Here is a 20,279-nt window from a genome sequence, read left to right on the forward strand (position 1 = left end):
ATTTAGGCGGAGAGGCCGAGTTTTTTTTCGGTGACCTTGGCCATACTCCACTTTATAGCATTCTCCATACAAGAGAACTGCCTTATTTTGTTCCTAAAGAACATTCGTTCCAAAACCACACTGGCCAAACCACTGTTGTTGTAGGCCACAATGGAATAAAATTCCAATTGATGACGATGCTTGTAAAATTTTAACCAATCCGTGGGCACTACGGAATAGTTATGAATGCGATGGCTAATGTAGGCTATGGGCTTATCCTTTCCCAAAACTTCGTAGGCCACCTTGATTATTTTTTCGGCGACGGACCAATCAAAAATCTCACCTTCATTCATTTCGGATATGATCAATCCTTCAAAAAAATAGAAAATACCAAATTCGTACTCCCGTATCTCACGAATATTTTTAAAAAACTCTAAATCCTGAACGCGCTGCATATCTCTATTTCCTATATGATGAATGATTTGTGTTCATCAAAAGTAGCAGCAAGGGACTGTTCTATTTGGGTTGACTTTACCAATGGCCCTTTAGAATTGGTGCAAAGGCCTTTTCAATTGACGGCGATTTTTGTCAATCCCAGCAACAAAGAAGTATTCTTACAGAGAATGTTTTAATACCTGATTATTTCTCCATATTCTTTAATTGGATACCAAGTGCTTTGGTGGAGAGTTGCACTTCCAAAAGAGAGAGAATCAGCGAAATCATCAAAAACACTAAACTGATGCCAAAAATAACATTGGCCCAAACGCTCATTTCCACATAAATCAAAAACATGGTCACAGCGGCCAACAAAAAACTGATGATCGCAGAGGCCTGCATGTTTTTAATGATGCCCAAGCGGGTGCGCAATTGGTTGATCTGTTGTTTTAAGGGCGGGGCAGAAGTTTCCTCGAATTGTTTGTGCAATTGCCGAATCAATGCCGCAATGGCCAAATACCTTGCATTGTAGGCCAACATCGTCAAAGAAATAGCGGGAAAAAGTAGGGCTGGAATGCTTAGGTTGAGTTGCATGTCATCAATTTGATAGGGAAGGTAAGAATTTGTCTTCGGTAACGCAATTACCTAAATTTGAAGAAATCAAAATACAGATATGAAATACTTCCAGATAGACAGTAATCTTTTTGTGAAAAACCGCAAGAAATTTATGGCTCAAATGAGACCTAAAAGCATTGCAGTTTTCAATTCCAATGATGTGTACCCGATAGGAGCGGACAGTACCTTGCCATTTGAGCAGGATCGTGATCTTTTTTACTTGAGCGGGGCGGATCAAGAGGAAACCATTTTATTGTTGTTCCCCGATGCCATAGATCCAAAGCACCGGGAAATCCTTTTTGTGAGGGAAACCAACGACCATATTGCCGTTTGGGAAGGGGCCAAACTGACCAAAGAAAAAGCGACGAAAGTATCGGGCATCGAAACCGTTTATTGGTTGACCGATTTTGATAAAATCTTCTTTGATTTGATGACCGAGGCGGACACGATTTACTTCAACACCAATGAGCACTACCGCCAAGCTGTGGAAACCCAAACAAGGGAAGACCGGTTTATCGAAAAATGCAAAAAAGAATATCCGGCGCACCAATGGGCCAAGAGCAACCCCATTTTGCAAAATATTCGTGGGGTAAAAGAACCTGAGGAAATCGAGTTGATGCAAACCGCTTGCGACATCACCGAAAAAGGTTTTAGGAGAATTTTGAAGTTTGTAAAGCCTGGTGTTTGGGAGCACGAGATGGAAGCGGAGTTTTTGCACGAATTTATCCGTAACCGTTCCAAGGGTTTTGCTTATAGTCCAATTATTGCCTCTGGGAGCAATGCCAATGTGCTGCACTATGTGGAAAACAACCAACAAGTGAAAGATGGTGATATGATCTTGATGGATCTTGCCGCCGAGTACGCCAACTATTCCAGCGATATGACCCGCACCATTCCTGCAAACGGAAAATTTACGGCCAGACAAAAAGAAGTTTATAGTGCAGTGCTTCGAGTGAAGGATGAAGCCACTAAAATGTTGGTTCCTGGAACCATTTGGGCGGAATACCATAAAGAAGTGGGTAAATTGATGACTTCTGAGCTGATCGGTTTGGGCTTGCTGGATAAAGCCGATGTACAAAATGAAAAACCAGATTGGCCCGCATACAAGAAATACTTTATGCACGGAACCAGCCACCATATTGGGTTAAACACCCATGACTATGGAGAATTGAAAAAGGCGATGAAGGCCAATATGGTATTTACTGTGGAACCTGGAATTTATATTCCAGCCGAAGGAATGGGAATCCGTTTGGAAGATGATGTGGTCATCCAAGAAAAAGGGGAACCCTTTAATTTGATGCGCAATATCCCTATTGAAATCGAGGAGATTGAGGAGTTGATGAATAAGTAAATTGTCATATAGGGCACCATCGAGATAAGCATGCTAATTTTTATGTTTATTGGGGCGCTAAGAATAAAAACAGAACGCATATGAACTTAATTTGGTTGATTCAACAATCAAACATTGAAAAAAAGATGGAAGAAGCTCCCGATAGCGCCTACGAAATAGGCGTTGTGATCGGGAGCTATCTCCCCTTTGTAGCGTTGGCCTGCATCGCTTATGCCATTTATTACTACAATAAAAAGAAGCGGAATTCAGAGTAAACCATTTTACATCGCCTAGTTTGATTTTCATTTGTAAATCAACGATCTTTACTAGGACAACCGCCACAATTTTGGAAAAACAAGACAGACTTTACAGAACCGCGTTCTCGCTTGCCCTGTTTACGATTATTTATAACGTGGCCGAAGGAATCATCTCCACCTATCTTGGATTTGAGGATGAAAGTCTTGCCCTTTTTGGTTTTGGGACGGACAGTTTTATAGAAGTGATCTCAGGTTTGGGCATTGCCCACATGATTCTTCGCATCCAAAGAAACCCCGATAGCAACCGTGACAATTTTGAACGTACGGCCCTTAGGATTACCGGTGTGGCATTTTATCTGTTGGTCCTTGGGTTGGTAGTTTCAAGCGTTTATAATATTTACACAGGCCATAAACCATTGACCACCTTTTGGGGCGTGATCATTTCGGGAATATCCATTCTCATTATGTGGATTTTGGTCCGGTGGAAACGAAAAGTCGGGCACGAGCTCAATTCCGCTCCTATTTTAGCAGATGCCAATTGTACAATGGTCTGTGTGTACATGTCCATCATCCTGTTGGTGAGCAGTGGAATCTACGAGCTTTTCAAAATACCCTATATTGATAGTATCGGAACATTGGGGTTGGCCTATTTTGCTTTTTCCGAAGGCAGGGAATGCTTTGAAAAGGCAAGGAGCAATAAACATTGTTGTTGTGATTAAGAAAATGTACTTACTTTAGAAAACCATAAGCAAACCTTAGCATTGGACAGTAAAAATCATTGGGAAACCGTTTACGAAACTAAAAATCCAAATGAGGTAAGTTGGACGCAATCTATTCCGCAGACCTCGTTGGATTTTATTCATTCTTTTAAATTGGATAAAAGTGCCAAGATTATTGATGTGGGTGGCGGTGATAGCAAACTGGTGGATTTTCTTCTGGAAGCGGGTTTTGAAAACATTACCGTGCTCGATATATCGGGCAAAGCTATTGAACGAGCCAAAAAAAGGTTGGGCGGAAGCGCTAAAAAAATCAAATGGATTGAATGTGACATTACCGAATTTGAACCCAAAGAAACTTATGATATATGGCACGATAGGGCAGCGTTTCACTTCCTGACATCATCGAACCAGATTGAAAAATACAAAGCCTTAACCATAAAAGCTGTTAAAGGATATATGGTATTGGGAACTTTCTCGGAAAATGGGCCAAAAAAATGCAGTGGTCTCGATATCAAACAGTACAATGAAACGCAAATGGAAGCTACATTCAATGGTTTCGATAAAATCGAATGCAAAACAGAAGACCATACCACTCCATTTGGTACTACACAGCATTTTATTTTTTGCAGTTTTAAAAGAAAACAATATTAGCTGGAAGCAACTGTTTCTTTACTGTTGATGATATTCGTAATGACAAAGGCAACCATAGCGGGCAGCACCCATCCCATTTGGTGTTGACTCAGTGGAATCCAATCAACATAGGGAGAAATTTGTTCGTTAAGCCCAATGCTTCCCAAAAAATCGGGGATACTGAATAAAATTGTAGTTCCAACAACACTTTTAAACACTTTCGGCGAACCCCATTTTTCAGGGACTACGTTGAGTAAAATCAAAATAATGGTGATGGGGTAAATAAACATAAGTGACGGAACAGCGACGGTGATGATGTAACCAACATCAAACTGGCCGACCAAAACTCCTAATAAACAACCTAAAAAAGCAGTAATTCCATACGCAAACATAGAATTGTTGAAACGTCCTTTAATAAAATCCGATGTTCCCGTTACAATTCCAACTGCAGTAGTAAAACAGGCTAAGCTCACCAAAACACTGAGCAATAAGTTGGCTGTTGGCCCCATGGTTTTTGTGCTGATTCCCCGCAAAAGTGCTGTTCTAGAGACTTCACCATCAAAACTGTCGGCATACAAAGCTCCGGTAAGAATCAACCCTCCGTACACCAAAAATAACCCGATTCCCGCCCAAAGTCCAGCTCTCGCGATGAGCTTCTTCTTCTCTTCAAACGAAGCGGACTTTTCTTTAATGTTGATGGATATAATGATCACTGCACCGACCACCACCGCACCGATGGCATCAAAAGTTTGGTAACCTTCCAAAATTCCCGAACTAAAAGGTTTGCTCATTGCTGATGTTGCAAAATCAAAGTCCAAGGTAAAAACCGCTGTTGCTATCATTATTAATAGGATAATAAGGATACCAGGAGTCAAAAGCTTTCCTAAAAGGTCCAAAACCTTGGAGCGGTTGATGGCAAACACAAACACCAATATAAAATAGATGAGGCTGGTTAGCAACGATGAAGAATCCCAAAAAGGTTGTATGGCCATTTCATGAGTAACGGATGCCGTTCGGGGTGATGGCAATGCAATGGCAATTACATAGATTAGATAGCAATAGACCACGCTAAATAAAGGAGAGACTTTTTTTGCAAAATCGAAGAGAGTTCCCTGCAGTTTGGCATGGGCCATAATTCCCAAAATTGGAATAAGGACGCCTGAAATACAAAACCCCAAAGTGACCAACCACCATAAATCTCCTGATTTAAACCCTAACAAGGGGGGTAAAACAAGGTTTCCGGCACCAAAAAAAAGAGAAAATAGTGCAAATGCAGTTACCGTTAATGATTTTTTTCTGATAGCTTGTTGATAATTTGTTTTCAATATGGTATATTACAAAAGCGCTTTTGAGCGGAAAAAGATATCTTTTTGTCGATTTTATGGTATTTCATCGAAAAAAATATTTTATGCGAGCAAGCATGAAATAAAAAGTTATCAACATCCGTTCCTATTAAAAGATGAACCTCTAAAAAATATTTGTATAACAAAAAATTACTATTCAACAATGTAAGCATTTTTCGAAGCCCCATTTCGTAAAATCATTGCTTTTCTCCAAACAACACCAGCTTATGAAAACAACTACTACACAACATGGCAACAAATTCTCTTCTTTCTTTTGCAGTCTGTTCGGGCACCATTACACGGTTTCCAAAAAAGTAACGCAACACATTAAAGAGTACAAATGTATTCATTGCCAAAAAGAAGTCACCACGGATGTCAGCGGCAAACTTTCCGCATTGACTCCGCAAATGCAAGAGATCAACAGTACATTGGAAGATATGTACAGAAAACGAAAAAGTAGGGTAGTGCACCAAGTAGCATAGCCCTTTTTTATTTTAGGAAAGGCCCAAATCTTATCCCGGAAACTTAAGTAATTGCCTACTGCTAATGGTTGCGTGCCCCAATGCCATGATGTAGGGATGCCCTTGATTTTCGGGATTTTTTTTATCCAGTTTCCGAAATTTTTGAGACCGTATTGTCATTCCGTACGTATGCTGAGGGTAGTCGAAGTACGATGCGGAAACCATAAAAATTTATCTGCGTCTGATGGATTCCTGCTTTCGCAGGAATGACAATCCGTTTATTGAAAACCAACAATTTTCTAGTAATGTGCTTTATTTTGGTTCATGGAAGGAATTCCAACCCTGCGCCGTAATCGGAATTTTGGTCTCTGCACGAGTTATTAAATGAATACCTTCGCTTTTCTCCGTCATATGCCCAATTACCGTTAGGTTCGGGTTCCCTTTTATTTTTGGAAAATCTGCCTGGTCGACGGTGAACAACAATTCATAATCCTCACCACCGCTCAAGGCAATCATGGTGCTATCCATTTTAAACTCTTCGGACGCGGAAATCACAGTGGGATCCAACGGAATTTTTTCCTCAAAAACATTACAGCCAATGTCACTGTGCTTGCACAGGTGCATCACTTCGGAAGAAAGCCCATCACTGATATCTATCATAGAAGTTGGTTTTACTTCCAGTTTTTTGAGCAAATCCACAATATCTTTCCGGGCCTCCGGCTTTAATTGACGCTCCACGATGTAAGAGTAAGGCTCTAGGTCGGGTTGACTGTTGGGGTTAACTTTAAAGACTTCTTTTTCGCGTTCCAGTACTTGTAGCCCCAAATAAGCGCCGCCCAAATCACCGGTAACTACTAACAAATCATTAGGCTTGCTGCCTTTTCGGTAAACAACTTCGTTTTCATCAGCTGCCCCAAGAGCAGTAACGCTAACAATCATTCCCCTGGTGGAGGAGGTTGTGTCTCCACCTACCAAATCAACATTGTACAATTTGCAGGCCAAGGCCACACCTTCATAAAATTCTTCGAGCGCTTCCAAAGGAAACCTATTGGAAATGGCCAAAGAAACTGTAACTTGGGTAGCCACGGCATTCATTGCGTAGATATCGGAAAGGTTTACCATCACCGATTTGTAGCCCAAATGCTTTAGGGGCATATAGCTCAAATCAAAATGAACACCCTCTACCAACATATCGGTGGAAACAATGGTTTTTTTGCCTTTGTAGTCCAATACGGCAGCATCGTCCCCGACCCCAACGAGCGAGGATGGTTGATTGAGTTCAAAGTTTTTGGTGAGATGGTCGATAAGGCCAAATTCGCCTAACTCTTCCAAAGATGTACGTTCCTGATTCTTGTCTTCTAGCATTTTGCAAAAATAATGAGGATAATCGTAAAATCCTGTGTTGTACGGAACTTAAAATTTTTCACATCAAAAGAAGGCAAAAAGAGAATAAAACCGAGGCCGTTACTTGCTAGAAAGGACTTGTAGCAGAATTGACAGCTTTTCCATAAGGGATGTCTATGGAATCATTCGTTATAATAATGTTAGTTGCTATGGTAAAACCCTACATATACAGTATATTTGTAAGCTATTTAGAATAAATTCAAGTAAGATGATTAAGGTTTCAGAAACAGCAAGGCACAAAGTAGTTTCGCTCATGACCGAAGAAGGTTTTGATGCGACCACGGCTTATGTGCGTGTTGGTGTAAAGAGCGGTGGGTGCAGCGGATTGTCTTATGAGTTGACATTTGATAATTCCGCAGCAGATACAGATAAGGTTTTTGAAGATAATGATGTGAGAATCATCGTGGACAAAAAAAGCTTTTTGTATTTGGTTGGCACCACATTGGAATATTCTGGAGGCTTGAACGGTAAAGGTTTTGTGTTCAACAATCCCAACGCCCAGAGAACCTGCGGATGTGGAGAAAGTTTTTCGTTATAAAGTTGAATAAAAGCCTGTAATTGGCTAATTTAAAGATATATGGCTTATACAGAGGAAGAATTAAAAAAAGAACTGGAAACCAAAGAGTACGAGTACGGTTTCTACACGGATATTGAATCGGACACACTTCCCAAAGGGTTGAACGAGGATATTGTTATTGCCATTTCCAAAAAGAAGGAAGAACCGGATTGGATGACAGAGTGGCGATTGGAAGCTTTTCGTGCTTGGAAGGAAATGGAAGAACCCGAGTGGGCAAACGTAACTTACAAGAAACCAGACTTTCAGGATATTTCCTATTATTCTGCACCCAACAAAAAGCCAAAGTACGATAGCTTGGATGAAGTAGATCCAGAATTATTGGAAACCTTCAAAAAGTTGGGCATCTCCGTAGATGAGCAAAAAAAATTAGCAGGTGTCGCGGTGGATATTGTTATGGACTCCGTTTCGGTGGCCACAACCTTCAAAAAGACATTGGCTGAAAAAGGAATTATTTTCTGTTCCATTTCAGAAGCCATTAAGGAACATCCGGAATTGGTGAAGAAGTATCTGGGGACCGTAGTGCCCAAAAAAGACAATTTTTATGCAGCATTGAACTCCGCAGTTTTTTCTGATGGTTCTTTCTGCTACATTCCCAAAGGAGTGAGATGTCCGATGGAACTTTCTACCTACTTCCGAATCAATCAAGCAGGAACCGGACAGTTCGAAAGAACCTTGGTAGTTGCCGAAGAAGGCAGTTATGTGAGTTATTTGGAAGGATGTACTGCACCAATGCGTGATGAAAACCAATTGCACGCAGCAGTTGTGGAGTTGATTGCTTTGGACAATGCAGAAATAAAATACTCTACAGTTCAGAACTGGTACCCTGGTAACAACGAAGGAAAAGGCGGGGTTTACAACTTTGTGACCAAACGTGGACTTTGTGAGAACCATGCTAAAATTTCTTGGACGCAAGTGGAAACAGGCTCGGCGATAACCTGGAAATATCCATCATGTATCTTGAAGGGAGATTACTCCATCGGCGAATTCTATTCCATTGCGGTAACCAACAATTATCAGCAAGCGGATACCGGGACCAAAATGGTTCACTTGGGGAAAAACACCAAGAGTACCATTATTTCCAAAGGTATATCTGCAGGTAAGTCGCAAAACAGCTACCGAGGATTGGTACAGGTGAACAGCAGGGCGGAAAACGCCAGGAACTTCTCACAATGTGATTCCCTGTTGATGGGCAACGATTGCGGAGCGCATACATTTCCCTACATTGAGGTTAAGAACAAAACAGCACAGATAGAACACGAAGCCACCACCAGTAAAATTGGGGAGGACCAAATTTTCTACTGTAACCAAAGAGGTATCGATACGGAAAAGGCCATTGCATTGATTGTAAATGGATTTAGCAAGGAAGTATTGAACAAGCTGCCTATGGAGTTTGCTGTTGAGGCACAAAAACTATTGGAAATCAGTTTGGAAGGTTCCGTAGGATAGCTTCGACTACACTCAGCTACCTCATTTAAGTTGGTGATTGAGCGAAGTAGAAATCACAATTATTAAGTAAGAATACAATTTTACAAAATGCTAGAAATCAAAAATTTACACGCAAGCGTAGACGATAAAGAAATCCTTAAGGGAATCGACCTAAAGGTGAATGCAGGGGAGGTACACGCTATCATGGGGCCAAACGGTTCAGGTAAAAGTACCTTGGCCGAAGTAATTGCCGGAAAGGAAGAATTCGAAGTTGGTGAAGGAAGTATTTTTTTGGAAGGGGAAGATCTCCAAGAGCAATCCCCGGAAGAAAGAGCGCAGAACGGTGTTTTCCTTTCATTTCAATATCCTGTTGAAATTCCAGGGGTTTCGGTAACCAACTTTATGAGGACCGCCATCAACGAATCCAGAAAAGCACAAGGTTTGGAAGATATGCCAGCCAATGAAATGCTAAAAAAGATTCGTGAGAAGTCCGAAATGTTGGAAATCGATAGGAAATTTCTATCCCGCTCCTTGAACGAAGGTTTCTCCGGAGGTGAAAAGAAGCGTAACGAAATCTTTCAAATGGCGATGATGGAACCCAAATTGGCCATTTTGGACGAAACCGATTCAGGTTTGGATATCGATGCACTTCGCATCGTGGCCAATGGTGTCAACAAATTGCGCAGCAAGGACAACGCCATTATCGTGATTACCCACTACCAACGATTGTTGGAATACATCGTTCCCGATTTTGTTCACGTATTGCACGATGGTAAAATCGTAAAATCTGGAACCAAGGAATTGGCTTTGGAACTCGAAGAGAAGGGGTACGATTGGCTAAAAGAAGAAGCCGCGGTATAAACAGTTTTTGTCATTCCCATGAAAATGGGAATCCAAATGAAAAAGAATCATTAATTAGATTCCTGTCGGAGTTTATGCTGAGTTAAACGAAGTGCAGGAATGACAATTAAAAACGAATGGATTTAAAGGAAAAATTAGTCTCCTCTTTTTTGGCTTTTGAAGATGGCTTGGATTTAGATCATCCAGTACATGAAGAACGCAATAATGCCATTAAGAACTTTGAGACAAAGGGCTTTCCCACCAAAAAGGACGAAGCTTGGAAATATACCTCGTTGAGAGGGTTACAAAAGGTAGATTTTAGCATCTTTCCAAAGCACGAGACCACATTGGAATATAAAGATGTCAAAAAGTACTTCCTGCACGAAATCGACACCTACAAAATCGTTTTTGTGGATGGCGTTTATAGCTCGTACCTATCCGAAACAACGCACGATGGTGTGGATGTCTGTTTGATGAGCTCTGCGTTCAGCAAGCCAATGTTTCAGCAGGTGATAGAAGTATATTTCAACAAAGCGGCGTCCAAGGATGAGTCTTTGACCTCGTTGAATACTGCATTTTGTAAAGAAGGGGCATACATCTACATTCCAAAGAACAAAATGCCCAAGAAGCCTATCCAAATCCTGCATTTGGCCACGGGCAACGAGGCAGCTTTGATGCTACAGCCCCGTAACCTGATCGTTGCGGAGGACAATGCTGAGGTGCAAATTATAGAACGCCACCAAAGTTTGACCAGCAACGAAGTCTTTACCAATTCCGTAACGGAGATTTTTGCAGGCAAGGACGCCATTGTGGACTATTACAAAGTTCAGAACGATGAGCCTACCGCTTCTTTGGTGGACAATACGTATATATCTCAAAAGGATAGCAGTGTGGTTAGGGTACATACCTTCTCTTTAGGCGGAAAACTGATTCGAAACAACCTGAATTTTTATCAAAATGGGGAGCGCATCGATTCTACCTTGAAAGGAGTTACCATTTTGGGAGATAAACAACACGTGGACCATCATACTTTGGTGCACCACGCACAACCCAATTGTGAGAGCCATCAAGATTACAAAGGAATATTTGGTGACAGTTCCACAGGGGTTTTTAACGGTAAGATTGTTGTGGACAAGATTGCCCAAAAAACGGATGCCTTTCAGCAGAACAACAATATTTTGTTGAGCGATAAATCGACCATCAACTCAAAACCCCAGTTGGAGATTTTTGCAGATGATGTAAAATGTTCGCACGGATGTACCATTGGTCAGTTGGATGAAGAAGCACTCTTTTACCTAAGATCAAGAGGAATCCCCAAAAAAGAAGCCAAAGCTTTGTTGATGTACGCCTTTGCCAACAACGTATTGGAAAGTGTTCGTATTCCGGAACTTAAGGCACGAATCAACAAGATTATCGCCGATAAATTGGGAGTTCGTATGGGTTTTGACCTGTAAGCTAAATTATTTTACCTCGACTTTATAATGATAGAGACCACTTTGGACATACAGGCCATTAGAAAGGATTTTCCCATCCTCCAAAGAGAGGTCAATGGGAAGCCCTTGGTATATTTGGACAATGCCGCTACCTCGCAGACACCACAGCAGGTCATTGATGCCATTGTCGATTATTACCAAGGCTATAATGCCAATATCCACCGTGGGGTACATACCTTATCACAAGAGGCCACTGATGCTTACGAAGCAGCGCGCCAAAAAATTCAAAAACACTTTAATATTGCCCACCCTTACGAGGTGATTATGACTTCGGGAACCACGGACAGTATCAATTTGGTTGCCAACGGATTCACTTCATTTTTGAAAGAGGGCGATGAGATTTTGGTTTCAGCTATGGAGCATCATTCCAATATTGTGCCTTGGCAAATGCTGTGCGAACGAACAGGTGCAGTCCTCAAAGTAATTCCAATGAATCTGGAAGGCGAGTTGATGATGGATGAGTATCACAATTTGCTGTCCAACAAGACCAAATTGGTATTCTGCAACCACGTTTCCAATGCCTTGGGAACCATCAATCCAATAAAAGAAATTATCGATGCCGCACACCATGTGGGAGCGGCCGTTCTGGTGGATGGCGCACAGGCAGCGGCACATATCAAAGCCGACCTGCAAGCTTTGGGCGTAGATTTTTATACCGTTTCCGCTCATAAAATGTGTGGGCCAACTGGAGTTGGGATGTTGTATGGCAAAGAGGAGTGGCTCAAAAAATTACCCCCCTACCAAGGAGGAGGCGAAATGATTGCCGAGGTTACGTTTGAAAAGACCACCTACGCCGACCTGCCCCATAAGTTTGAAGCCGGGACTCCGAACATCTGCGGAGGAATAGCCTTTGGTGCTGCTTTGGATTATATGAACAGCATAGGTTTTGATGCCATCACCCAATACGAAGAGGAGTTGGTCGAATATGCCACCGAACAATTGCTCACCATCGATGGATTGAAAATCTATGGAACTGCAGTAAACAAAACTTCGGTGATATCCTTTAATATAGAAGGAGTCCACCCCTACGATATTGGTTCCATTGTGGATAAATTGGGCATCGCCGTCCGTACAGGGCACCATTGCGCACAACCTATTATGGATTTTTATAAGATTCCGGGCACAGTTAGGGCCAGTTTTAGCTTTTACAATACCAAGGAAGAAGTGGACAAGTTGGTCGAAGGCGTAAAACGGGCCAGAAATATGTTGCTGTAGCCCAACAGTTATCTTTATCTTAAAGACTTGAATTGCAGCCCACCGAGTTGTATTTTTGAACAAAACCACAGCATGACCATAAAAGAGATACAGGAAGAGATAATAGACGAGTTCTCCATGTTCGACGACTGGATGCAGCGTTACGAATATATGATTGAACTCGGAAAGGCCCTTCCATTGATAGAGGAACAGTACAAGACGGATGATAACTTGATCAAAGGTTGTCAAAGCAAGGTTTGGGTACATGCCGAATTGGATGAAGACAAATTGGTTTTTACTGCGGATAGTGACGCCATTATCACCAAAGGTATCATTGCCATATTGGTTAGGGCGTTCAGCAACCAAAAACCACAGGATATCATTGATGCCGATGTTGAGTTTATTGATGAAATTGGACTTAAGGAGCATTTATCACCAACTCGTGCAAACGGATTGGTAAGTATGATCAAGCAATTGAAATTATATGCAGTTGCCTATCAAACACAGTTAAAATAATTTTGGTTCCACAAAAACGGAACCTGTCACCTCGAGCGCAGTCGAGAGGTAGTTAAAATTCAGAATTTCAATAAGGTATCGACTTAAGTTTATCTTGAGCGGAGTCGAAAGACTCGACCTGACATTAACAACCCTCTGTTTAATAATCGGCTTTTTTGTTGATTAAATTTTACGGAACCCATTTTAAAATAGCATAAGATGAGCGAAGAAACCACAATAGATACACAAGAACTGGGCGAAAAAATCGTAAAGGTTCTTAAAACCATATACGATCCGGAGATTCCTGTGGATATATATGAACTGGGCTTGATCTACGATGTGTTCGTGAACGAGGAATACGAAGTAAAGATCTTGATGACCCTTACCTCGCCCAACTGTCCCGTGGCCGAAACCCTGCCCGTTGAGGTTGAAGAAAAGGTAAAATCCATTGATGTGTTGAAGGATGTGGAGGTGGAAATCACTTTTGATCCCCCTTGGACCCAAGAACTGATGAGCGAAGAGGCGAAATTGGAACTAGGCCTCTTGTAAAAATCGGTCGTTCTGAACTTGCCTGGCTTCCGGCAAAGGCAGGTTTCTGAATCTCTGTAGTTAAATATGGATTCCGCATTGTGCTTCGACTACGCTCAGCATCCTTGCGGAATGACACTCTAAACGTATTTTATCAAGAATTTTGTCATTCCTGCGAAAGCAGGAATCCATAAATGAATATTCTTATTTTGGTAGTAGCAATCTTGACTTGGTCAAGCACTTGGAACAAAAATATATATGACCTCAGACTTCTGAATATTATGGAAAAGGAAATCATAAATAGAGTAGCCCAAAGCAAGTTGATTACCTTCAACCTGGAGGATTATTATCCCAAAGGAGAGCGAAAGGTATTGGACATTAAAGATTGGTTGTATGAAGGCTTTATTTTACGTGAAAAGGAGTTTCGTGCACATGTGGAAGAACACGATTGGTCTAACTACCAAGATGCTTATGTAGCTTTGCAATGTTCCTCGGATGCCATTGTACCGGGTTGGGCCTTTATGCTGATTGCGTCCAAACTCCAGCCTTATGCCAAAAAGGTGATTCAAGGAAGCTTGGAAAACCTGGAAACCGCACTCTATCAAACTGTATTGGACCAATTGGATGTTACTGAATTTACAGATAAACCCGTAATCATAAAAGGGTGTTCCAATAAACCTGTTCCAGAAAACGCCTACCTTATGGCTGTCACCAAAATTCAAGAAGTGGCCAAAAGCGTCATGTACGGCGAAGCCTGTTCTTCAGTGCCCTTGTTTAAAAGGAAAAAGTAGTTTTTACTCCTCTGATGTTTGATGCCCGTTCCCTGTTACTCTGAGTGGAGCAAAAAATCCATTATCGGTTAAGGGTGAAAATACGCAGTTATTGTAAATTGTCAACTGCTCACTGCCAACTGTTCATTGTACATTGTTTATTGTGTTCCGTTAAATGAAAAAGGCACTATATTTCTTATTTTAGCCATCTAAACATTAAACTCCATACTATGAAAAAACTACTTTTAGTAGCCATGGGCTTCCTTTTCATGGTTTCAGCCAATGCTCAGACCAAGGAAGAACTCAAAGCCCAGATTACCCCTAAAAAAGATTCCATCAAAGCCATTCAAAAAAGAGTGGACGATCTACAGGCGAAAATTGATGCCCTGCCCGGTTGGAAAATTGGTGCTTTCGGAACTATTGGCGGCAGCATTTCAGAATTCAACAATTGGTTTGCTCAGGGAATCCCGAACAACTCCTCGGGCAATATTGGATTTGTTTTAAACGCTTTTGCCAACCTACAGCAAGAAAAGTTTTTTTGGCGAAACTCTGCTAACCTCAACCTTTCCTGGGTAAAGTTGGACGATAAGGATGACCCGACGGATGATGATGGCTTTAGAGAGGCAACGGACGTATTTAATATTTCATCGCTTTATGGAAGAAAATTGAGTGAAAAATTTGCTATTTCTGCTTTGGCAGAATACAGAACCACTATAATGAGCAACTTTAATGATCCCGGTTATCTTGACCTTGGTATCGGTGCCACCTGGACGCCCATCCCAGACTTGATCGTTGTGATGCATCCGCTCAACTATAACTTTGTTTTCAGTAGCGATGATACTATTTTTGAATCTTCGACAGGTGCTAAAATAGTAGCAGATTATACAAAGGAAATCGGGGCTATTAACTTTAAAAGCAATCTATCCATATTCCAAAGTTATAAGAGCAGCAATCTGAGCAACTGGACTTGGACCAACTCCTTTAGTTACACGTTATGGAAAATGATCGGGGTTGGATTTGATTTTGGTTTGAGAAACAATAAGCAGGAAACGCTTAATTATATTGTAAACAACGCTCCCACTCCAAATCCTGGCGCTACATTTGATTCCATAGATAATGAACTACAGACCTATTGGACCTTGGGACTGAGCTATAAGTTTTAATACGGGTAGTTATACAATCAAAAAAAGCCTCCAATTGGAGGCTTTTTTGTGGGGTGAAAAATGTTTTTCAAGTTTTTAAGACCATGGTCTAAGTAGGTTAAGATCCGTAAGATCTGTGCGTGACACTAAAATGACTTAAAAACAATGTGAAAGTATGTTTTACGTGGTCACTACCTAAACTTTTGTTGTGAACAGGTCAAAAATTGTTGTGAACCGATCGGTGGTTTACCGTTCATCGAGAAAGTTTGCCCTTAAATAATTGGACCTAGTACTCATCCAAATGTTCCGGATACAAAAAATTGTTGTACGGGAAACGGGTTACATGGATATCCCGAACCGCATCATAGACTCTTTTTCGGAATTCATCCATATTTTCCTTGTTCAAGGCAGAGATAAACAACGCCTTGTCACCAAGCTTGTTGAAATAGGTTTTTTTCCATTCCTCCAATGTAAAATGGGCTGTGGTACGTTCGGTAACCAAATCATCTTCATCAATGGTTTCGGGAGTGTATTGGTCTATTTTATTGAATACCATAATACAGGTCTTATCCGAACTGTCTATTTCATCCAAAATTTGATTCACCGAATCAATGTGCTCTTCAAAATTGGGATGGGAAATATCTACGACGTGGAGCAAAAGGTCGGCTTCGCGAACCTCGTCCAAGGTACTTTTAAAACTCTCCACTAATTGGGTGGGCAGCTTTCTGATGAATCCTACCGTATCACTCAACAAAAAAGGAAGGTTCCCCAGTACCACTTTACGAACTGTAGTGTCCAATGTGGCAAAGAGTTTGTTTTCGGCAAACACATCACTTTTGCTGATTACGTTCATTAAAGTGGACTTGCCCACATTGGTGTACCCTACCAAAGCAACCCGCACCAACGAACCCCGGTTACCTCTTTGAGTCTCCATTTGGCGGTCTATCTTTGCAAGCTTCTTTTTGAGCAATGCAATACGATCACGAACAATACGTCTATCCGTCTCAATTTCCGTTTCACCGGGACCGCGCATTCCAATACCTCCACGCTGCCGTTCCAAGTGTGTCCATAAACCCGTCAATCTGGGCAACAAATATTCGTATTGCGCCAACTCCACCTGTGTTCTGGCATAACTGGTCTTCGCCCTTTGGGCAAAAATGTCCAAAATCAGACTCGTTCTATCGAGTACTTTACAGCGCAGTATTTTTTCAATATTGTTTTGTTGGGCAGGCGACAGTTCATCATCAAAAATAACAGAACCAATTTCATTTTCCTTTACAAATTGGCGTACCTCTTCCATTTTCCCACTACCGATGTAGGTTTTAGGATTGGGCACATCAATTCGTTGAACAAAACGGCTTTCAACTTCACCACCGGCCGTATAGGTCAAAAATTCAAGCTCATCCAAGTACTCCTTGACTTTTTCTTCGTCTTGGTGTTGATTCATTACACCAATGAGTACCGCCTTTTCATATTCTATTGACTTCTTTTCTAGCATTCAAAGGATTTAGAATACAAATCTACACAATGTTTTGGAAGCTATTTTTAATTTGTCTTTGTATTCATCAATCATTGTATATTTTCCATTGCAGAAACACGATAACAGATTTACAATAGCCCGAAAATTTTTTAGATACCATTGACGGCCCCTATCTGTTGGATGATGATTTTACTCTAAATGGGTGTAAACGGTGGAGCAAATCAAAATTTTGGATAAGGCCAATAGGATTTCGAGGGCTATTTCCAGCATTGGATTGAAGGAAAGTTGCGACCCAGCTATTTTGGTCGTGTTGACGAAATTGGAAAACAAAGGGGTCATCAAATTGCTTTTGAAGGCTAAACCCCTTAAGGACAAGGATTATGATTATTATGGGCGACTTTATGACGACCCAGCTCGGAAAGTATAAAAACAATCATGAAAGGGTTACGCTAAGCTTTTTGAAAGCGGGAATATTTTCGCCATGGTTCTTAAGGGAATGGAAGGGCAGATATAAGGAAAACCTTTTAGAACCTTTGCTAGACAAAAATATTTGGTAGGCTATAGCAATCATTTTCCAGTATATGCATTTTTAAAGAATAGAATATGTAGGATTATAATTACACAACTAAAAAGTTAATTTTCACAACATATAGAGGTAAAATACTGTGCATTTCGTCGAATAAAGTAGGAATTTTATCGATGAATCCTACATATACTTATATATTCGTAGTCCAAATCTTACCTAAACTTAAACTCCTATGGACTACAGATTTCCTTTTTCGGCTAAGGGAGCGATCTTCTCCATTTTATTTTCGCTTTTGGGCGTGGGTTCCATAGTTGGGCAATCCAGGGATACCAAAGAACAAGAGAATTTTTCCTACGGCCAAGGAAATATGTCCTCTTTTATTTCAGAAATGGAAATGGACTATCAGGCCAAGCTCAAGCGAATAGATGAGTTGATTAAGTCCAAAAGTATTACAACTACAGAGAAAAGAGCGGATGGAACCGATATTTCCCTTAAAGATATAGGTACAGATGGCACACCACTTTATTATACTACACTTAATGACCCAACTACACAGACTTCCAGAGCACACACACTATACGACAAGGGGCTGCTAAATTTAGGACTTACAGGAACAAATATGCAAGTTGGTGTTTGGGATTCGGGTGTGGCCCTATCTTCTCACCAAGAATTCGATAGCCGTGCCAAAAACGCCGACAATGCCGATGAGGTAAGTCTACATGCCACTTTGGTGACCGGAAACCTTATCTCTGCGGGAGTAGAGCCCAATGCGAAAGGCGTTGCTTATGGAGCCCAAGCCTTGTCCCACGATTGGAGCCGCGACAAAATTGAAGTGGCAGAAGCCGCTGCCAATGGACTTTTATTGAGCAACCATTCCTACGGAATTTTGTCCGACCGGGTGCCCGATTGGTATTTTGGAGCCTACATAAAGGTTACCCAAGACTGGGACAAGATTATGTACAATGCACCTTACTATTTAATGGTTACTGCCGCTGGCAATGCACAGAAATCTTACGATAACGAAGCACCAAACTTTGGTAAAACCGCTGATGGTTTTGACCTTTTGTTAGGCTTTACCACAACAAAAAATGGATTGACGGTAGCAGGAGCCAATACGGAAATCGATGTCAATGGAGATTTAAAAAAGGCTTCGGTTACCGGTTATAGCAGTTTTGGCCCTGTTGATGATGGCCGTGTAAAACCGGACCTTGCCGGTGACGGTGGAAACATTCTTTCCACAAGTTCTGTTACCAATAGCAGTTATCAGGTTTCTGCAGGAACTTCAATGGCAGCACCAGGAGTTACAGGTTCACTTTTGTTGTTGCAGCAATATCACGAAGAGCTTTTTGGCAGCTACATGAAAGCATCAACCTTAAAGGGACTTGCGCTTCATACTGCCGACGATGTGGATGCCAAAGGACCGGATTATAAAATGGGCTGGGGAATAATAAATGCCAAATCTGCGGCAGAAGTACTTCAGAATAAAGAATACACCACTTTGGTTAATGAAGAAACCTTGCCAGAAGGAGAAACCTACTCCATTACTGTATTGGCGATGGAAAACGAACCTTTGATGGCTTCCATTTCTTGGACCGACCCTGAATCAGAAAATATAAACAGAGGAGACCTTAACAGTACGTCAGCTGCTTTGGTGAACGATTTGGATATTAGAATCACCAAAGGTGATGAAACTTATTTGCCTTGGAAATTGAACCCTGCCAAGGCGAACGACCCCGCCACCAAAGGGGACAATAAAGTAGATCCTTTTGAGCGCGTTGAGGTGGAAAATGCAAAGGGTAGCTATACCATAACCGTTTTACACAAAGGGGGATTGAAGAATGGTCTCCAAGATTTTTCTTTGATCGTTACGGGAGCGCAGGTTTCGAATTGTTCCATTGAGACCCCATCACATATTGATTTGCAAAGTTCATCCAACAAAAACGCTACAATTTCCTGGAAAGAGGCTGAAGAAACTTTGTTCGAAGTCCAGTATAAAAGTGTTGACCTGAACAACTGGAGCACTGAATTGATTTGGGAAAACAGTTTTGAGATTGCCAATTTGGAAGTCGGGAAAGTGTACGAAGCCCGTGTTCGCTCCATTTGTACGGAGAGCGTGTTGTCCGAGTTTTCGGAAACCATTCAGTTTGAATTCAACGGAGAAGAAACAGCGTTGATTGAAAACGCTCCGATGTTTATTCCCGAAGAGTTGAATATATCTGTTTATCCAAACCCTACTGTTGATTATTTAAACGTGAATGCGGAGTTGTCAAAGGATGCCGAGTTCTCTATCGTGACTACCGCTGGAAACGTGATTAAAAAAGGGAAGACCCAAGGCTCCATCAACGTGTCCTCCCTATCAGACGGATTGTACGTTTTGGTAGTTCAGGATTACGCTGGCATAAAAAGCACAAAGTTTTATAAAAACTAGAGCGGCTTTAATTCACATTAGATTTTTCATTACCTCAGAATGGTGTTGGTCTTTGAGAATAGTTTATTGCTTAATTGGATATGATCACAGGTCTTGCAGGAAAATTGGTTTCCAGTTTTTAATTAATACCTTTAAAAGGTAATCAATTCCAAAAGTTTAAATTTCAAAATTGTATGGATTGGTATTTTTCTTCCATACTTTTCCCCAG

Annotated in this window: 22 protein-coding genes; 17 read left to right on the forward strand and 5 right to left on the reverse strand. The window is 41.2% G+C overall.

What is annotated here, in order from left to right:
• Positions 1 to 2: 2 nt before the first annotated feature.
• Both J4E06_RS07720 and J4E06_RS07725 read right to left on the reverse strand, forming a co-directional pair.
• On the reverse strand, positions 3 to 434 hold the full coding sequence (locus J4E06_RS07720) for a hypothetical protein (RefSeq protein WP_349523458.1): 432 nt from the start codon (positions 432 to 434) through the stop codon (positions 3 to 5).
• Positions 435 to 618: 184 nt separating this feature from the next.
• The gene (locus tag J4E06_RS07725) at positions 619 to 1,008 is read right to left on the reverse strand and encodes a DUF2721 domain-containing protein (RefSeq protein WP_349523459.1); all 390 of its coding nucleotides are present in this window, start codon (positions 1,006 to 1,008) and stop codon (positions 619 to 621) included.
• Positions 1,009 to 1,087: 79 nt separating this feature from the next.
• On the opposite strand from J4E06_RS07725, the gene J4E06_RS07730 reads away from it, so the two are divergent.
• The 4 genes from J4E06_RS07730 to J4E06_RS07745 all read left to right on the forward strand — a co-directional run bounded on the left by J4E06_RS07730 (position 1,088) and on the right by J4E06_RS07745 (position 3,986).
• Positions 1,088 to 2,380, forward strand: a complete 1,293-nt coding sequence (locus tag J4E06_RS07730) for an aminopeptidase P family protein (protein ID WP_349523460.1) — start codon at positions 1,088 to 1,090, stop codon at positions 2,378 to 2,380.
• 80 nt (positions 2,381 to 2,460) lie between these two features.
• A complete protein-coding gene (locus tag J4E06_RS07735) occupies positions 2,461 to 2,634 on the forward strand; it encodes a hypothetical protein (protein WP_349523461.1) in 174 nt (57 codons plus the stop codon).
• 71 nt (positions 2,635 to 2,705) lie between these two features.
• On the forward strand, positions 2,706 to 3,335 hold the full coding sequence (locus J4E06_RS07740; protein WP_349523462.1) for a cation efflux transmembrane domain-containing protein: 630 nt from the start codon (positions 2,706 to 2,708) through the stop codon (positions 3,333 to 3,335).
• Positions 3,336 to 3,377: 42 nt separating this feature from the next.
• A complete protein-coding gene (locus tag J4E06_RS07745) occupies positions 3,378 to 3,986 on the forward strand; it encodes a class I SAM-dependent methyltransferase (protein ID WP_349523463.1) in 609 nt (202 codons plus the stop codon).
• Here the strand turns inward: J4E06_RS07745 and brnQ are convergent.
• Positions 3,983 to 5,290 (reverse strand): branched-chain amino acid transport system II carrier protein, encoded by a 1,308-nt coding sequence (gene brnQ, locus J4E06_RS07750; protein WP_349523464.1) that lies wholly within the window; start codon positions 5,288 to 5,290, stop codon positions 3,983 to 3,985. The two genes, J4E06_RS07745 and brnQ, sit on opposite strands and share 4 nt — an antisense overlap.
• 245 nt (positions 5,291 to 5,535) lie before the next feature.
• On the opposite strand from brnQ, the gene J4E06_RS07755 reads away from it, so the two are divergent.
• A complete protein-coding gene (locus J4E06_RS07755; RefSeq protein ID WP_127136140.1) occupies positions 5,536 to 5,790 on the forward strand; it encodes a DUF1660 family phage protein in 255 nt (84 codons plus the stop codon).
• A 291-nt stretch (positions 5,791 to 6,081) separates the two neighbouring features.
• Here J4E06_RS07755 and thiL read toward each other — a convergent pair whose 3' ends face one another.
• Entirely contained in the window at positions 6,082 to 7,134 is a 1,053-nt protein-coding gene (thiL, locus tag J4E06_RS07760) for a thiamine-phosphate kinase (protein WP_349523465.1), read from the reverse strand.
• Between the two features lie 247 nt (positions 7,135 to 7,381).
• On the opposite strand from thiL, the gene J4E06_RS07765 reads away from it, so the two are divergent.
• From J4E06_RS07765 to J4E06_RS07805, 9 genes are all read left to right on the forward strand, one after another.
• On the forward strand, positions 7,382 to 7,711 hold the full coding sequence (locus tag J4E06_RS07765) for a HesB/IscA family protein (RefSeq protein ID WP_349523466.1): 330 nt from the start codon (positions 7,382 to 7,384) through the stop codon (positions 7,709 to 7,711).
• A 39-nt stretch (positions 7,712 to 7,750) separates the two neighbouring features.
• A complete protein-coding gene (gene sufB, locus J4E06_RS07770; protein ID WP_349523467.1) occupies positions 7,751 to 9,196 on the forward strand; it encodes a Fe-S cluster assembly protein SufB in 1,446 nt (481 codons plus the stop codon).
• Positions 9,197 to 9,283: 87 nt separating this feature from the next.
• Positions 9,284 to 10,036 carry a Fe-S cluster assembly ATPase SufC gene (sufC, locus tag J4E06_RS07775; protein ID WP_349523468.1) on the forward strand — a complete coding sequence of 251 codons (753 nt, stop codon included), beginning with the start codon at positions 9,284 to 9,286 and terminating at the stop codon, positions 10,034 to 10,036.
• Positions 10,037 to 10,152: 116 nt separating this feature from the next.
• Positions 10,153 to 11,469 carry a Fe-S cluster assembly protein SufD gene (gene sufD, locus J4E06_RS07780; protein WP_349523469.1) on the forward strand — a complete coding sequence of 439 codons (1,317 nt, stop codon included), beginning with the start codon at positions 10,153 to 10,155 and terminating at the stop codon, positions 11,467 to 11,469.
• A 27-nt stretch (positions 11,470 to 11,496) separates the two neighbouring features.
• A complete protein-coding gene (locus tag J4E06_RS07785; RefSeq protein WP_349523470.1) occupies positions 11,497 to 12,723 on the forward strand; it encodes an aminotransferase class V-fold PLP-dependent enzyme in 1,227 nt (408 codons plus the stop codon).
• 72 nt (positions 12,724 to 12,795) lie between these two features.
• Positions 12,796 to 13,218: a SufE family protein gene (locus J4E06_RS07790; protein ID WP_349523471.1), complete on the forward strand. Its 423-nt coding sequence runs from the start codon at positions 12,796 to 12,798 to the stop codon at positions 13,216 to 13,218.
• Between the two features lie 198 nt (positions 13,219 to 13,416).
• A complete protein-coding gene (locus tag J4E06_RS07795) occupies positions 13,417 to 13,746 on the forward strand; it encodes an iron-sulfur cluster assembly protein (RefSeq protein WP_100816841.1) in 330 nt (109 codons plus the stop codon).
• 260 nt (positions 13,747 to 14,006) lie between these two features.
• Positions 14,007 to 14,516 carry a DUF2480 family protein gene (locus J4E06_RS07800; RefSeq protein WP_349523472.1) on the forward strand — a complete coding sequence of 170 codons (510 nt, stop codon included), beginning with the start codon at positions 14,007 to 14,009 and terminating at the stop codon, positions 14,514 to 14,516.
• Positions 14,517 to 14,725: 209 nt separating this feature from the next.
• Positions 14,726 to 15,658: a DUF3078 domain-containing protein gene (locus tag J4E06_RS07805; protein WP_349523473.1), complete on the forward strand. Its 933-nt coding sequence runs from the start codon at positions 14,726 to 14,728 to the stop codon at positions 15,656 to 15,658.
• Positions 15,659 to 15,923: 265 nt separating this feature from the next.
• Here the strand turns inward: J4E06_RS07805 and hflX are convergent, their stop codons facing one another.
• Positions 15,924 to 17,135: a GTPase HflX gene (hflX, locus tag J4E06_RS07810; protein WP_349523474.1), complete on the reverse strand. Its 1,212-nt coding sequence runs from the start codon at positions 17,133 to 17,135 to the stop codon at positions 15,924 to 15,926.
• A gap of 193 nt (positions 17,136 to 17,328) precedes the next feature.
• Between hflX and J4E06_RS07815 the strand changes: the two genes are divergently transcribed.
• The 3 genes from J4E06_RS07815 (at position 17,329) to J4E06_RS07825 (ending at position 20,071) form a co-directional block, all read left to right on the forward strand.
• On the forward strand, positions 17,329 to 17,544 hold the full coding sequence (locus tag J4E06_RS07815; protein WP_349523475.1) for a hypothetical protein: 216 nt from the start codon (positions 17,329 to 17,331) through the stop codon (positions 17,542 to 17,544).
• A gap of 123 nt (positions 17,545 to 17,667) precedes the next feature.
• Positions 17,668 to 17,754 (forward strand): hypothetical protein, encoded by an 87-nt coding sequence (locus J4E06_RS07820; RefSeq protein ID WP_349523635.1) that lies wholly within the window; start codon positions 17,668 to 17,670, stop codon positions 17,752 to 17,754.
• A gap of 121 nt (positions 17,755 to 17,875) precedes the next feature.
• A complete protein-coding gene (locus tag J4E06_RS07825; RefSeq protein ID WP_349523476.1) occupies positions 17,876 to 20,071 on the forward strand; it encodes a S8 family serine peptidase in 2,196 nt (731 codons plus the stop codon).
• Positions 20,072 to 20,279: the final 208 nt, after the last annotated feature.

Origin of the sequence: Allomuricauda sp. NFXS6, assembly GCF_040148835.1 — a bacterium.
In the GTDB taxonomy this organism is placed as follows: Bacteria; Bacteroidota; Bacteroidia; order Flavobacteriales; family Flavobacteriaceae; genus Flagellimonas.